Origin of the sequence: Bradyrhizobium uaiense (assembly GCF_010811875.1) — a bacterium.
Taxonomy (GTDB): Bacteria; Pseudomonadota; Alphaproteobacteria; order Rhizobiales; family Xanthobacteraceae; genus Bradyrhizobium; species Bradyrhizobium uaiense.
The window spans coordinates 1-14,086 of record NZ_VKHP01000240.1 but is presented as its reverse complement, the minus strand read 5'-3'; the positions used below and the strand labels follow the sequence as shown (position 1 = coordinate 14,086).

General features: G+C 64.7%; 12 protein-coding genes. 6 read left to right on the top strand and 6 right to left on the bottom strand.

The features are described 5' to 3' along the window. On the top strand, positions 1-369 hold a 369-nt coding region (locus tag FNJ47_RS37700; RefSeq protein WP_163160916.1), incomplete at its 5' end, for a fumarylacetoacetate hydrolase family protein. A 276-nt stretch (positions 370-645) separates the two neighbouring features. Here FNJ47_RS37700 and FNJ47_RS37695 read toward each other — a convergent pair. After that, on the bottom strand, positions 646-1,566 hold the full coding sequence (locus tag FNJ47_RS37695) for a LysR family transcriptional regulator (protein WP_163160915.1): 921 nt from the start codon (positions 1,564-1,566) through the stop codon (positions 646-648). Positions 1,567-1,691: 125 nt separating this feature from the next. Here FNJ47_RS37695 and FNJ47_RS37690 point away from each other — a divergent pair, with 125 nt between their 5' ends. Both FNJ47_RS37690 and FNJ47_RS37685 read left to right on the top strand, forming a co-directional pair. Next, positions 1,692-2,102 (top strand): hypothetical protein, encoded by a 411-nt coding sequence (locus FNJ47_RS37690; RefSeq protein ID WP_236000324.1) that lies wholly within the window; start codon positions 1,692-1,694, stop codon positions 2,100-2,102. A gap of 74 nt (positions 2,103-2,176) precedes the next feature. Continuing rightward, positions 2,177-2,695 (top strand): hypothetical protein, encoded by a 519-nt coding sequence (locus tag FNJ47_RS37685; protein WP_163160914.1) that lies wholly within the window; start codon positions 2,177-2,179, stop codon positions 2,693-2,695. A gap of 165 nt (positions 2,696-2,860) precedes the next feature. On the opposite strand, the gene FNJ47_RS37680 is transcribed toward FNJ47_RS37685, so the two are convergent. Further along, positions 2,861-3,316 carry an Lrp/AsnC family transcriptional regulator gene (locus FNJ47_RS37680; RefSeq protein ID WP_163160913.1) on the bottom strand — a complete coding sequence of 152 codons (456 nt, stop codon included), beginning with the start codon at positions 3,314-3,316 and terminating at the stop codon, positions 2,861-2,863. 155 nt (positions 3,317-3,471) lie between these two features. Between FNJ47_RS37680 and FNJ47_RS37675 the strand changes: the two genes are divergently transcribed. After that, the gene (locus FNJ47_RS37675) at positions 3,472-7,119 is read left to right on the top strand and encodes an indolepyruvate ferredoxin oxidoreductase family protein (RefSeq protein WP_163160912.1); all 3,648 of its coding nucleotides are present in this window, start codon (positions 3,472-3,474) and stop codon (positions 7,117-7,119) included. On the opposite strand, the gene mctP is transcribed toward FNJ47_RS37675, so the two are convergent. The 4 genes from mctP to FNJ47_RS37655 all read right to left on the bottom strand — a co-directional run bounded on the left by mctP (position 7,090) and on the right by FNJ47_RS37655 (position 11,042). Next, the gene (mctP, locus tag FNJ47_RS37670) at positions 7,090-8,580 is read right to left on the bottom strand and encodes a monocarboxylate uptake permease MctP (protein WP_163160911.1); all 1,491 of its coding nucleotides are present in this window, start codon (positions 8,578-8,580) and stop codon (positions 7,090-7,092) included. The two genes, FNJ47_RS37675 and mctP, sit on opposite strands and share 30 nt — an antisense overlap. Before the next feature lie 10 nt (positions 8,581-8,590). Then, the gene (locus FNJ47_RS37665; protein WP_163160910.1) at positions 8,591-8,776 is read right to left on the bottom strand and encodes a DUF3311 domain-containing protein; all 186 of its coding nucleotides are present in this window, start codon (positions 8,774-8,776) and stop codon (positions 8,591-8,593) included. A gap of 148 nt (positions 8,777-8,924) precedes the next feature. Next, complete coding sequence (locus tag FNJ47_RS37660; RefSeq protein WP_163160909.1) at positions 8,925-9,896, bottom strand: Bug family tripartite tricarboxylate transporter substrate binding protein; 972 nt, start codon at positions 9,894-9,896, stop codon at positions 8,925-8,927. A gap of 234 nt (positions 9,897-10,130) precedes the next feature. Then, on the bottom strand, positions 10,131-11,042 hold the full coding sequence (locus tag FNJ47_RS37655) for a LysR family transcriptional regulator (protein ID WP_163160908.1): 912 nt from the start codon (positions 11,040-11,042) through the stop codon (positions 10,131-10,133). A 142-nt stretch (positions 11,043-11,184) separates the two neighbouring features. Between FNJ47_RS37655 and FNJ47_RS37650 the strand changes: the two genes are divergently transcribed. Together FNJ47_RS37650 and FNJ47_RS37645 are read left to right on the top strand one after the other, a co-directional pair. Then, positions 11,185-12,333, top strand: coding sequence for an HlyD family secretion protein (locus tag FNJ47_RS37650; RefSeq protein ID WP_163160907.1), 1,149 nt, complete (start codon positions 11,185-11,187; stop codon positions 12,331-12,333). Positions 12,334-12,644: 311 nt separating this feature from the next. After that, positions 12,645-14,086: MDR family MFS transporter (locus FNJ47_RS37645; RefSeq protein ID WP_163160906.1), on the top strand; the 1,442-nt coding region annotated here is incomplete at its 3' end.

Sequence of the window (14,086 nt, the reverse complement as noted above, 5' to 3'; positions counted from 1 at the left end):
TACACCATCGGCAACGACGTCTCCGAGCGCAGCTGGCAGAAGGCCGACCGCGGGCTGTGGCGATCCAAGAACGCCGACACGTTCAAGCCGATGGGCCCGTGGATCGAGACCGATGTCGATCTCGACCGCATGGAAACCGCGATCCGCGTCAACGGCAAGGAGACCGGCCGCTTCCGCACCAACGAGATGATCTTCGGCATCGTGCCCTTCCTCGTCGAGCTGACGAAATATTTCACACTGTCGCCCGGCGACGTGATCTGGATGGGCACCGACGGCGCCTCGCCGGATCTCAAGGACGGTGACGTGGTCGAGATCGACATCACCGGCATCGGCACGTTGCGGAACCGGTTCGTGAAGGAGAGGGTGTGAGGCGGGTGGCTTGGTGTGCGCGCCTCATCCTCAGCGTCGTCCCGGCGAAGGCCGGGACCCATTACCACAGGGTTATGCTGTTGAAGCGTGCTGTGGCCACGGCGTCGCGCAATCATTCACATTCGTGGTAATGGGTCCCGGCCTTCGCCGGGACGACAGCGAGTTTGTGGCGTGGCTTGTGAGTCACACATCCGCGCTCTCGCGGCACGACACCATGATGGTATCGCCTTCGCTCTTCGAGCTACGGCGGACAAGTCGCTCCACCTATCCGACGGGTCACAGCGTCACCCCCGGCCGGCTCTTCACATGATCGATGAACGCCCGCAGCTTCGGCATGATCTGGCGGTGGCCGGGATAGTAGAGGAACACGCCGGGTGTCGTCGGTGCGAATTGGTCCAGCACGCGGACAAGCTTCTTCTCCTTCACGCTAGCAGTGATCAGCGGTGCGGGCACTTGCGCCAGCCCCACACCTTCGAGCGCCGCGCCGACCAGTGTCGGGAAGTCGTGGCCGATGAAGGAGCCGGATACGGCAAGCTCGATCGAGCGGCCGTTGTCGTTCAGCGACCACGGCGCGAGCCCGCCGTTCGATCGCCGCAGCCTGAGGCACGCATGCGCGCGCAGATCCTCCGGACGCTTGGGCCGGCCGCGGCGCGCGAGATAATCCGGGCTGCCGACGATGGCGAAAGGAAACGGCTTGGTCAGGCGCACCGCGACCATGTCGGGGTTGATGAACTGGCCCATCCGGATGCCGGCATCGAAGCCGCCGGCGGCGAGATCGACCAGCTCCTCGCTGGCGGCGAGTTCGACTTCGATCTCGGGATAGGCCTGGCAGAATGACGCAATCAGCGGTTCCAGCAGGATCGGCACCACCGAGCGCGGCACGGTGAGACGCAACAGCCCGGCCGGCTTCTGCCCGAGCTCGCGCGCGGCACCGCTCGCGGCGATCAATTCCTCGAACGCGGGTCTTGCGCGCGCCAAAAATCGTTCGCCGGCCTCGGTCAGGCCGACGCTGCGGGTGGTGCGAATGAACAGCACGGCGCCGAGGCGCGCCTCGAGCGCGCGCACCGCCTGGCTGATCGCCGACGGCGTCACGGCGAGCTCGGTCGCCGCGCGGCGAAAGCTGCGGTGCTGGGCGACGCTGAGAAACGCCTCGACGCCGTCGAGCGCGCCCTGCCGGACTGTGAAGTTCTGCTTCATGGCCCGTCAACATTATCGCGAATAGTCGCGCACGGGAAGCGGCCCTACATCGGAGCAGCAAGCAGCGCGATATGCGCTGATCCACGCGACATCATGACAATGTCGTGAGCGGAGACATGCGACCGATGAAAGCAATCCGTCACACAATCCTCGCCCTCACCCTCACTCTGACAGGCGCCAGCTCCATGACCACTCCCTCTCTTGCCCAAACCACCCAAGCCCAAGCCCCCTCCACCATCACCACCGGCGTGATGGTCATCCTCACCGTGAAAGCGGGCGTCACCCGCGATCAGGTGATGGCCGTGATGCCGGATGAAATCCGCCAGACCGTGCAGCTCTATCTCAATGGCAAGCTTCGCGAATGGTATTCGCGGTCCGACGGACGCGGCGTCGTCTTCCTGCTCGACGCCAAGGATACATCCGAGGCGCACGCGATCATGGAAGGTCTGCCGTTGTCCAAGCTGGACATCATGGACCACGAATACATCGCAGTCGGCCCGCTGCTGCCGCTGCGTCTGCTCGTCGCCCAGCCCTGAGCGCCAGCCGAGGTCGAACCCGATCCACGGGTTCGACCTTCCAGACCGAACGGACATCACAAGGGAGCCCGACCATGCCAGTCAGTCTCAACATTCCATTCCTTCTCAGCGTCGCCGGAACATTCCTGACGAGTGCCGTGGTGGCCGCGACCTATGTCTGGCCGGCGCTCCGCAGCTTGCCGCGCCATGAGGCGCTGCGGCTACTTGCGGCTTTCCATGCCTTCCGGTTTCTCGGGATGAACTTCCTGGTCGCCGGCTTCGTGTCGCCGGAGGTCAACCCGGTGTTTGCCGGCGCGGTCGGCTGGGGCGATCTGACCGCCGCAGCTCTCGCGCTGCTTGCGATGGCGGCATTGTCGTGGCGCTGGCCGCTCGCCATTCCGCTGGTCTGGCTCTTCAACATCTGGGGCACGCTGGATCTTCTCAACGCCTACTTCATGGGCGCGACGAAGAACGCGGATCCCGGCTTGTTCGGCGCCGGCATCTATATTCCGGCGCTCTACGTGCCGATGCTGCTGGTCAGCCACGTCATGGTGTTCATGATCCTGATGCGGACCAAGATGGCGGACGTGGACTTGCTTGAACCGTCATCCTGAGGTGCGAGCCTTGCGGCGCAATTGCGCCGCTGGGCGAGCCTCGAAGGATGCACGGCCCGGCTGGTGGCCGTTCGCCCTTCGAGACGGCCGCTACGCGGCCTCCTCAGGGTGACGGAGCTGAGAGTGGAGCGCGCGGCTCCATCGCCGAGATGATGGCTCATTCCATCAAAACGGCAGCGCCACGCCGGTCTTGATCTCCTTCAGGATCACGTTGGTGCGGACATGGCGGATGCCGGGAATCCGGAACATGAACTCGTCGAGGAATCTGTTGTAGGCGTCCATGTCGCGCACGACGACGCGCAGATGATAATCGGCATCGCCTGTTGTCGCGAAGCACTCCAGCACCTCGCGGCGCTGCATCACCCGCGCGACGAACTCGTCGACGAACTTCACATCGTGCCGCTCCAGCGAGACGTGTAGGATCGCCGAGGTCGCAAAGCCTGCGCGTTCGCGCGCGACCAGCGCCGAATAGCCCGAGATGACGCCGGCCTCTTCCAACGCGCGGACCCGGCGCCAGCACGCCGAGGTCGACATCCCCACGGTTTCCGCAAGCTGCTGATTGGTGGCGCGGCCGTCCTTCTGCAGCTCGGCCAGAATTCGCTCGTCTTGCTCTTCGACCATCGCCGGCTCCAATTTGGTAGATATTACCAAATATAGCCGCACTGAACAATCTTATACCGAATTTGTCTCACCAATCGAATAGATAGGTAAGACCTACCAGCCCCGCAGGCATAACCTTGCCCGATCAGACAATGCGATTCCTCGAGGGATCAGTCATGGGCCAGATGCCGCTGCTCGACGCCTACCAGCTTTCCGAGCGCTACAGCCGGGAGCGCGGCCGTGTCTTCCTCACCGGCACACAGGCGATCGTCCGCATCGCGCTCGACCAGATCAGGCGAGACCGCGCGGCCGGGCTCAACACTGCGGGCTTCATCTCCGGCTATCGCGGCTCGCCGCTCGGCGGCGTCGATCTCGAATTGTGGAAGATCAAACAGCTGCTGAAGGACAGCCGCATCGAATTCCTGCCCGCGGTCAATGAAGACCTCGCGGCAACCGCGGTGCTCGGCTCACAGCAGGTCGAGACGCAAAGGGATCGCGAGGTCGATGGCGTGTTCGGGCTGTGGTACGGCAAGGGCCCCGGCGTCGATCGCTCGGGCGATGCGCTGAAGCACGGCAATGCCTATGGCTCCTCGCCGCATGGCGGCGTGCTGGTCGTTGCCGGCGACGATCATGGCTGCGTGTCGTCCTCGATGCCGCACCAATCCGACGTCGCCTTCATGAGCTGGTTCATGCCGACGCTGCATCCGGCCGATGTCGGCGAATATCTCACGTTCGGCGAATATGGCTATGCGCTGAGTCGCTTCAGCGGCATGTGGGTCGGCTTCAAGGCGATCTCGGAGATCGTGGAATCCGGCGCTTCGGTCGAGCTGCGGCCGCCACGCGTGTTCGCGCAGCCGGATTTCGTGCCGCCGCCGGGCGGCCTGCATTATCGTTGGCCGGACCTGCCGGGCCCGCAGATCGAGGAGCGGCTGGAGGCCAAGAAGCACGCGGTCTACGCGTTTGCAAAAGCCAATCCGATCGACCGCCGCATCTACGACATCAAGGAGGCGCGCTACGGCATCGTCACGACAGGCAAGGCGCATCTCGATCTGATGGAGGCGCTGCGGCTGGTCGGACTGGATGAAGCCGCCTGCCGCCGCTTCGGCATCGACATCTACAAGGTCGGCATGGTGTGGCCCTTGGCGCTGCACGATGCGATGGAGTTCGTGACAGGCAAGCGCGAGATTCTCGTGGTCGAGGAGAAGCGCGGCATCATTGAGAGCCAGTTCAAGGAATATTTCTACGACTATCCCGGCGCCAAGCCGGAGCGGATGGTCGGCAAGCATGACGAAACCGGCGCACGGCTGATCTCCTGGACCGGCGAATTGTCGCCGCGGATGCTCGCGGACGTGCTGGCGCGGCGGCTCGATCCGATGTTTCCAGAGCTGAAACTGGCCCGCCGTGTCGCCGCACTCAGGCCCGAGCAGGATCGCACCATCGCAGTCCCCGGCGCGACGCGCACGCCGTATTTCTGCTCGGGCTGCCCGCACAACATTTCGACAAAAGTGCCCGAGGGATCGAAGGCGCTGGCCGGCATCGGCTGCCATTTCATGGCGAGCTGGATGGACCGCGAGACCTCGTCGCTGATCCAGATGGGCGGCGAAGGCGTCAACTGGGCGGCCTCGTCGAAATTCACCGGCAACAGCCATGTGTTCCAGAACCTCGGCGAAGGCACCTATTATCACTCGGGCTCGATGGCGATCCGGCAGGCGATCGCCGCCAAAGCCAACATCACCTACAAGATCCTGTTCAACGATGCGGTCGCGATGACGGGCGGCCAGCCGGTCGACGGCCCCGTCAGCGTGCAGGCGATCGCGCATTCTGTCCGCGCCGAGGGCGTCGCGCGCATCGCGCTGGTGTCGGATGATCCCACGCATTTCTCGCCGACAGACCTGCCGATTGGTGTCACCATCCATCCGCGCGAGGAGATGGACGCCGTGCAGCGCGAGCTGCGCGAGATTGCAGGCGTCACCGTGCTGATCTATCAGCAGACCTGCGCCACCGAGAAACGCCGCCGCCGCAAGCGTGGCACGATCACCGACCCGGCGCGCTTCGCCTATATCAACGACCTCGTCTGCGAAGGCTGCGGCGATTGCTCGGTGGAATCGAATTGCCTCAGCGTCGAGCCGAAGGAGACGCCGTTCGGCCGCAAGCGCAAGATCAACCTCTCGACCTGCAACAAGGACTTCTCCTGCCTCAACGGCTTCTGCCCGAGCTTTGTCACCGTCGAGGGGGGCAAGCGGCGGGCCAAGGGCGCGAGCACAATCGATCCGCTGGTACGCGCCGCCGCACTGCCCGCGCCGGAGCTTGCGTCGCTGGAGCGGCCCTATGATCTCTTGGTCACCGGCGTCGGCGGCACCGGCGTCATCACGGTCGGCGCGCTGATCGCGATGGCCGCGCATCTCGAGGGCCGCGGCGTCTCGGTGCTCGACTTCACCGGCTTCGCGCAGAAATTCGGTCCGGTGCTGAGCTTCCTCCGGCTGGCGGCAGCGCCCGAGGCGCTGCACCAGGTGCGGATCGACCAGGGCGCGGCGGATGCACTGATCGGCTGCGATCTCGTGGTGAGCTCGTCGGCGAAGGCGTCCGGCACGTATCGCAAGGGCATGCGCGCCGCGGTCAACACCGCCGAGATGCCGACCGGCGACGTGGTGCGCTTTCGTGACGCCGACCTGGCTTCGCCCGTTCGCTTGCGCGCCATCGAGCGGGTGATCGGATCGGGCAACCTCACCACGATCGACGCCAACGCGCTGGCGGAGCGGCTGCTCGGCGACAGCGTGTACGCCAACATCATGATGCTTGGCTTTGCCTGGCAGCAGGGCCTGATGCCGGTGTCGCTGGACGCGCTGACGCGCGCGATCGAGTTGAACGGCGTCGCCGTCGAACGCAACAAGCAGGCGCTGGCCTGGGGCCGGCTCGCCTGTGCCGATCCGGATTTTCTGCCGAAGGCGGACGGCGCCGTCAACGCACCGGAGACGCTGGAGCGGATGATCGCGCGTCGCGCCGATTTCCTCACTGGCTATCAGGATGCCGCCTATGCCGCGCGCTACCGCGCCACGGTCGAGCGCGTGCGCCGCGCCGAGGCCGCGCTTGAGCTCGGCGGCAACCGCGAAGAAGGTGCGCCCCCTCTCCCGCTTGCGGGGGAGGGTTGGGGTGAGGGTCTCACCACGAATCGTGTTGCGGAGAGAGCCCCCACCCGCAACGCATCTGTCGATGCGTTGCGGCCTCCCCTGCACGCGGGAGAGGCGAACCGAGCCCGTGGCGATTTCGAGCTTCCCCTCACCGACGCCGTGGCGCGGTCGCTGTTCAAGCTGATGGCCTACAAGGACGAATATGAGGTCGCGCGGCTGCATATGCAGGGCGGATTCCTCGACGAGCTCAAGCGCGAGTTCGACGGCACCTTCACGGTGCAGTACCACCTTGCACCGCCCTTCCTCCCGGCACGGCTGGATGCACGGGGCCGGCCGCACAAGCGCGCATTCGGGCAATGGATTCAGACACCGCTGCGGCTGCTCGCGAACCTGAAGGGACTGCGCGGCACGGCGTTCGACGTGTTCGGCTACGCCGCGGAGCGCCGCGCCGAACGCGAGTTGATCTCTTGGTACGAGGCGCTGATCGAGACACTGCTCAGCAAGCTCGATGCCGCCCGCCTGCCCGACCTCGTCGCAATCGCAAAAGCGCCGATGGAGATCCGCGGCTATGGGCCGGTGAAGGACGCCGCGATCGAAAAGACCAGGGCGGAGGTGGCGCGGCTGACCGCGCTGCTCACCTCCGCCCCGACAGATGCAAGCGACGGCTCAGGCCGCCGCGCCGCGCTTGGCGGGTGAGATCAGGCCGACCACGACGGTCGCAATCACAGCCACCACGATGTTGAGCAGCAGCGCACCGAGGCCAACATAGAAGGTGTAGGTGGCATCGCCGAGCGAGATGCTGGCGAGCGGCTTCAGCCCGTTGCTCCACGCCGTCCAGCTGCCCCAGCCGATGCCGACCGCCCAGCCGAGCAGCAGCCCCTCGGCACGGAACCAGGTGGTGAACAGGCCGAACACCAGCGCCGGCAGCGTCTGCACGATCCAGAGGCCGCCGAGCAGCTGAAGATCGAGCGCAAACTGTGTCGGCAGGAACAGGATGAAGGCGAGCGCGCCGACCTTCACCACCAACGAGGTGATCTTCGCCACCGACGCCTCACCGGCATGCGAGATGTCCGGATTGACATAGGACTTCCAGACATTGCGGGTGAACAGATTGGCGGCGCCGATGCTCATCACCGCCGCCGGCACCAGCGCGCCGATGGCGATCGCCGAGAACGCGAAGCCCGCAAACCATTCCGGGAACAGCGTCTTGAACAGCATCGGCACCACGTCGTTCGGCGATGTCACCTTGATGTTGGCGGCATAGGCCATATAGCCGAGCAGCGCGATCAGGCCGAGCAAGAGCGTATAGGCCGGCAGCAGGATCGCGTTCTTGCGGATGGTATCCGCCGACTTCGAGGCGAAGATGCCGGTCAGCGTGTGCGGATACATGAAGGCAGCGAGCGCCGAGCCGAGCGCCAGCGTCGCATAGGGCAGATACTGCCCGGGCTTCAGCGTCAGCCCGGTGGCGCCGCCCTTGGCCGTGAAGGCGTCGTTCGCCGCCGAGAACACCGCGCCGTAGCCGCCGAGCTTCGAGGGCACCACGACCACCGCCGTCAGCACCACGATATAGATCATGATGTCCTTGACGAAGGCGATCAGCGCCGGCGCACGCAGGCCGGAGCTGTAGGTATAGAGCGCGAGGATCACGAACGCGGCGATGATCGGCAGTTCGCCGCTCAGGCCCATCGCCTTGATCACGACCTCCATGCCGATCAGCTGCAACGCGATATAGGGCATGGTCGCGACCAGGCCGGTCAGCGCCACCGCAAGCTCGAGCGCACGCGAGCCATAGGCACCGTGGACGACGTCGGCTGCCGTGACATAGCCGTTGGCATGCGCCTTCTTCCACAGCACCGGCATCACCGCGAAGACGAAGGGGTAGACGATGATCGTGTAGGGGAGCGCGAAGAAGCCGTAGGCGCCGACCGCATAGACCAGCGCCGGCACCGCGATCACGGTGTAGGCGGTGTAGAAATCGCCGCCGACCAGAAACCAGGTGATCCAGGTGCCGAACTGGCGGCCGCCGAGCCCCCATTCGTCGAGATGCTCGCTGACCGGGCCGGATTTCCAGCGCGCGGCGAAGAAGCCCATCACGGTGACGAGCGCGAAGAAGAAGATGAAGACGGAGAGCGCCACCCAGGCGATGTGATCGGTCATGGCTCTCCCCTCACCGCTGCTCGTCGGCATCAGGCTGGCGGCTGCGATAGACCAGCCAGATCAAGAGCGAGGAGATCGGCACCCAGGCGAGCTGGTACCAGTAGAAGAACGGAAAGCCGAACAGCGACGGCTCGACGAAATTATAGAACGGCACCCACAGCAAGCCGATGAACGGCAGCAGCAACAGAATCCACATGGTCCTCTCCCAGCCCGGGGCGTGATCCAATCCGGCAGGGTTGCCGGCGTCCCGTCATCAACCACCCCAGGAACCATTCGTTGCGTCTAGAATCACAGTTACGACATGGCGATGCAAAAAGATGTGATCGCCGTGCCGGGCAAGCAGCCTACTCGGCTTTGATGCCGGCGTCCTCTATCACCTTGCGCCAGCGCGCCTCTTCGCCGGCAAAATAGGCGTCGAGCTCGGTGGGAGGTGACGCCACCATCACGAGGCCCTCATTGACGCTGAGCTTCTTGAAGGCCTCCCCTTGCACAGCCCTCGCCGCTGATCGGTTGAGGCGGTCGATGATGTCGGGCGGTGTGCTCGCAGGTGCGTAAAGGCCGTACCAGGACTCCGCGGCATAGCCGGACACACCGGCTTCCGACACTGTCGGCAGTTGCGGAAATGACGCCGATCGTTCGGCCGAGGTCACGGCGATCGCACGCAGCTGCCCGGCCTCGACCAGCGCGGCGCAGCTCGCGACCGTGGTGAACATCACCTGGATCTGGCCGCCCATCAGGTCGGTGATCCCAGGTGCTGCGCCCTTGTAGGGCACGGTGGTGAGGTTGACGCCGGCCATGTGCTTGAACAATTCGCCGGCCAGATGCGCCGAGGTGCCGGTGCCGTAGGTCCCGTACGACAGTTTTTCCGGATCGGCCTTCGCGGTCGCGATCAGATCGGCGATCGACTTGATCGGCGATGACGGATTGACCACGACGACATTGAAGGAGCGCGCCACAAGCGCGACGGGGGCAAAATCCTTGTGCGCGTCATAGGGCAGCTTGCGATAGAGACTTGGATTGACCGCGTTGGCGAAGGTCGCCATCAGCAGCGTATAGCCGTCGGCTGGGCTAGTCGCCACGCTCTGCGTGCCGATGATGGTGCCCGCCCCCGGCTTGTTCTCGATGATGACGGTGACGCCGAGATCCTTCTGCATCTCCTGCGCCAGCGTCCGCGCTACGACGTCGGTGCCGCCGCCCGGCGCGAACGGCACCACGATCTTGATCATATGATCGGGATAGGCGGCCGACGCCGGCGCCAGCAACAGCACGCTTGCTGCGATCGCGAACAGGATGGCAGTCAGGACACGAAGCGGCATGGCAGGCCCCGGCAGATGACGTGATCTTCATACACGGGAGCGCCATGCAAGGGACGGCGGGTCGCCATGACGCGGGACAAAGCGCTGCTAAACCCGTCATCCTTGAGGTGCGAGCAGAGCGAGCCTCGAAGGATGAATCGGCCCCAGTCGGGCCGTCGCCCCTTCGAGACGCACTGCGCGCTCCTCAGGGTGACGGAGTTAGACTTGTATGCGCGGTTCGCACCACGCCTTTGATCACGAATACGGATTAATCAGCTTCTGCTGCTCGGTGGCGTGATGCACCAGGAGATCGATGAAGGTGCGGACCTTCGCCGAGAGATGATGACGGTGCGGATAGATCGCGTTCATGGTGAACTCGACCGGCCGGTACTCGGGCAACAACCGGACCAATTGGCCCGACTCCAGCTCGTCGCGAACCAGGAAGCCCGCCGCGAGGAACACGCCGACGCCGGCCAGCGCGGCGAGCCTCAGCGTGTCGCCGCTGTTGGCGACCAGATTGCCCGTGACCTTTACCGACGCCGGCGTTCCCTTGCGGTCGACGAAATGCCACTCGTCGCCGTAGGGATAATTGACGTGACGGATGCAATTGCGTTCCTTGAGGTCATCGAGCTGCGCGGGCTTGCCGTGCTGCTCGATGTAACTGTGCGAGCAGCACAGCACGTGCCGCCAGGTCGCGATGGTGCGCACGATCAGGCTGGAATCGGGCGACGGGATCATCCGCACCGCGAGATCGAAGTTCTCGTCGATCAGGTCGACATTGCGCTCGCCGATCGCAAGGTCGACCTTGACCTCGGGATAGGTCGCGAGGAACTCAACCACTGCGGGCGACAGGAATTGGGCGAGATGGGTATTGGTGTAGATGCGCAGCGTGCCGCGCGGTACCGACTGCAGCGCGCCCGCAATGTCGTCGGCCTGCTCGAGGTCGGCGAGGATCTGGACGGACCGGTCGTAATAGGCCTGGCCGACCTCGGTGAGGCTGACCTTGCGCGTGGTGCGGTTGAGCAGCCGGGCGCCGAGCCGATCCTCCAGCGACTGCACATGGTTGCTCACCATGGTCGTGGACATGTTGAGCTTGCGGCCGGCCGCGGAAAAGCCACCGGAATCCACGACCCGGACGAAGGCAGTCAAACTGGTCAGGCGATCCATTCGGCAAGGTCCGGATTATCAGCGCTGGCTTGATAATGCTTCCAGTTTTATCGGGATTATCACAGCGGGGAGGACATTGCATCTAGAGGCCGTACCCGGCGCCCTTTCTGGAAGGACGCAAATGTTCGACCCGGAGGATGCCATGTCGACCACCACCTATATCCCTGAAGAATCAGCCAAAATCGGCCTCCGCCCGTCGCGGCAGGCGGTCAAGCGGGCAGCCCTCGGGCTCGCCGCCCTGCTCGGCATCGCCGTGGCCGCCGACCTTGGCTACGACTACGTCACCACCGGCCGCTACCTGGAATCGACCGACGACGCCTATGTGAAGGCGGACTCCACGATCATCGCGCCGAAAGTGTCGGGCTACATCGCCCGCGTGCTGGTCACCGACAACCAGCCGGTAAAGGCCGGCCAGCTGCTGGCCGAGATCGACGACCGCGATTACCGCACCGCGCTCGGCCAGGCCAAGGCCGATGTCGACGCTGCGAACGCCTCGGTGCGCAACCTCAATGCCCAGCTCGAATTGCAGCAGCCGATCATCGACCAGAGCACCGCCGATGTCGAAGCCGCCGCGGCCAATCTGAAATTCGCCCAGGAGGAGCAGAGCCGCTACGACGGACTGATGAAATCAGGCTCCGGCACCATTCAACGCGCGCAACAGACCGATGCGGCGCTGCGCTCCAATACGGCGCAGTTGCAGCATGCGAAGTCGGCGTTGTCGGCGGCGCAGCGCAAGGTCGACGTGCTGACCACGCAGCGCGCGCAGGCCGCAGCCCAGGTCGACCGCGCCCGCGCGGTCGAGCAGCAGGCCGAGCTGAACCTGTCCTATGCGAAGATCACCGCGCCGGTCGACGGCACGGTGGGTGCCCGCACGCTGCGCGTCGGGCAATATGTCCAGGCCGGCACCCAGCTGATGGCCGTGGTGCCGCTCGATGCGGTCTATGTGGTCGCCAATTTCAAGGAGACCCAGCTGACCCATGTGCGCAACGGCCAGCCGGTCGAACTCACCGTCGACAGCTTTCGCGGCACCACGCTGAAGGGTCATGTCGACAGTCTGTCGCCGGCCAGCGGCCTCGAATTCGCGCTGCTGCCGCCCGACAACGCCACCGGCAATTTCACCAAGATCGTGCAGCGCGTGCCGGTCAAGATCGTGCTCGACGATCACAGCCTGACCGGCCTGCTGCGGCCGGGCATGTCGGCGATCCCGACCGTCAACACCAAGGCGACCGTGCTGGCTGAACGCGAATACAAGCGCCGCGTAGCGTCGGCGACGCGGCCACACGGCGGCTAGCACCCAACATTGCTTCGGCTGGCTTGGCGCGATCGATCACCGCATCGGTGGTCAATCGCGTTTTGTTGTGCGCCTCTCCGCTCTTCGCTTCGTGCCGCGAGCACCGGCGGTAGGGCTCCCTCCCCCCTTGCGTGGGAGCCGACGAGACGTTCTCACCTCACGAGAGGATCATCCGGCAAATGAACCCATCCGTGCGGCGCGTCGTGATCTGACGCGATTATCAACTTCTGCCGGACAATCCTTCCAGTCTTTCCCGGATTATCGAAACGGGCCGCCTAATACATCTTGTGTGGGCAGCAGGGACGACCCCGATGACCACACTCCAGCCCACAGCCGATGCAGAAAACGCCGCCGCCCTCCCCGCCCCCGCAACGCCGGCCACACAAGCGGTCCCGACCAGGACCTGGATCGCGGTGATCGGCGCCACGCTCGGCGCGTTCATGGCGGTGCTCAACATCCAGATCGTCAACGCCTCGCTTGCCGACATTCAGGGCGGCATCGGCGCTGGTATCGATGACGGCGGCTGGATTTCGACCTCCTATCTGATCGCCGAGATCGTGGTGATCCCGCTGTCCGGCTGGCTCGCCCAGGTGTTCTCGGTACGCATCTATCTGCTCACCAATGCAGTCCTGTTCCTGGTGTTCTCGGCGGCGTGCGCGCTGGCGCAGGACCTGCCGCAGATGATCGCGCTGCGCGCGGTGCAGGGCTTCACCGGCGGCGTGCTGATCCCGATGGCGTTCACGCTGATCATCACGCTGCTGCCGAAGGCCAAGCAGCCGATCGGGCTCGCACTGTTCGCGCTGTCGGCGACGTTCGCGCCCGCGATCGGCCCGACCATCGGCGGATACCTGACCGAGAACTGGGGCTGGCAATACATCTTCTATGTCAACCTGGTGCCCGGCGCCGTGATGATCGCGATGCTGTACGTCTCGCTCGATCCGAGCCCGATGAAGCTGTCGCTGATCCGCCAGGGCGACTGGCTCGGCATCATCACGATGACGATCGGCCTCGCCGCGCTGCAGACCGTGCTGGAAGAAGGCAACAAGGACGATTGGTTCGGCTCGCCCTTCATCGTCCGCCTGTCTGTCATCGCAGCGGTCTCGCTGGCCGCTTTCCTGATCGTCGAATTCACCGTCGAAAAGCCGCTGCTCAATTTGCGCCTGCTGGCCCGCCGCAATTTCGGCTTCGGCATGCTGGCGAACTTCCTGATGGGCATCGCGCTGTACGGCTCGGTATTCATCCTGCCGCAGTATCTGTCGCGCATCCAGGGCTACAACGCCGAGCAGATCGGCATGGTGCTGGCGTGGACCGGCCTGCCGCAGCTCGTGCTGATTCCGCTGGTGCCGCGGCTGATGCAGCGCTTCGACCCCCGCATTGTCATCGGTATCGGATTTGCGCTGTTCGCCGCCTCCAACTTCATGAACATCTACATGACCAACGACTACGCGGCCGATCAACTGCTCTGGCCGAACGTCGTCCGTGCCGTCGGTCAGGCGCTCGCCTTCGCTCCGCTGTCGGCGGTCGCAACGGCGGGAATTGAGGCGGAGAATGCCGGATCGGCGTCAGCCCTGTTCAACATGATGCGCAACCTCGGCGGTGCAATCGGCATTGCCGCGCTGCAGACACTGCTGACCAAGCGCGAGCAGTATCACTCCAACGTGCTGATGCAGTCGGTCTCCATGCTGGAACAGGCGACCCGCACGCGGATTGAAGGATTGACCCAGTATTTCCTGAACCACGGCGTCGCCGACCA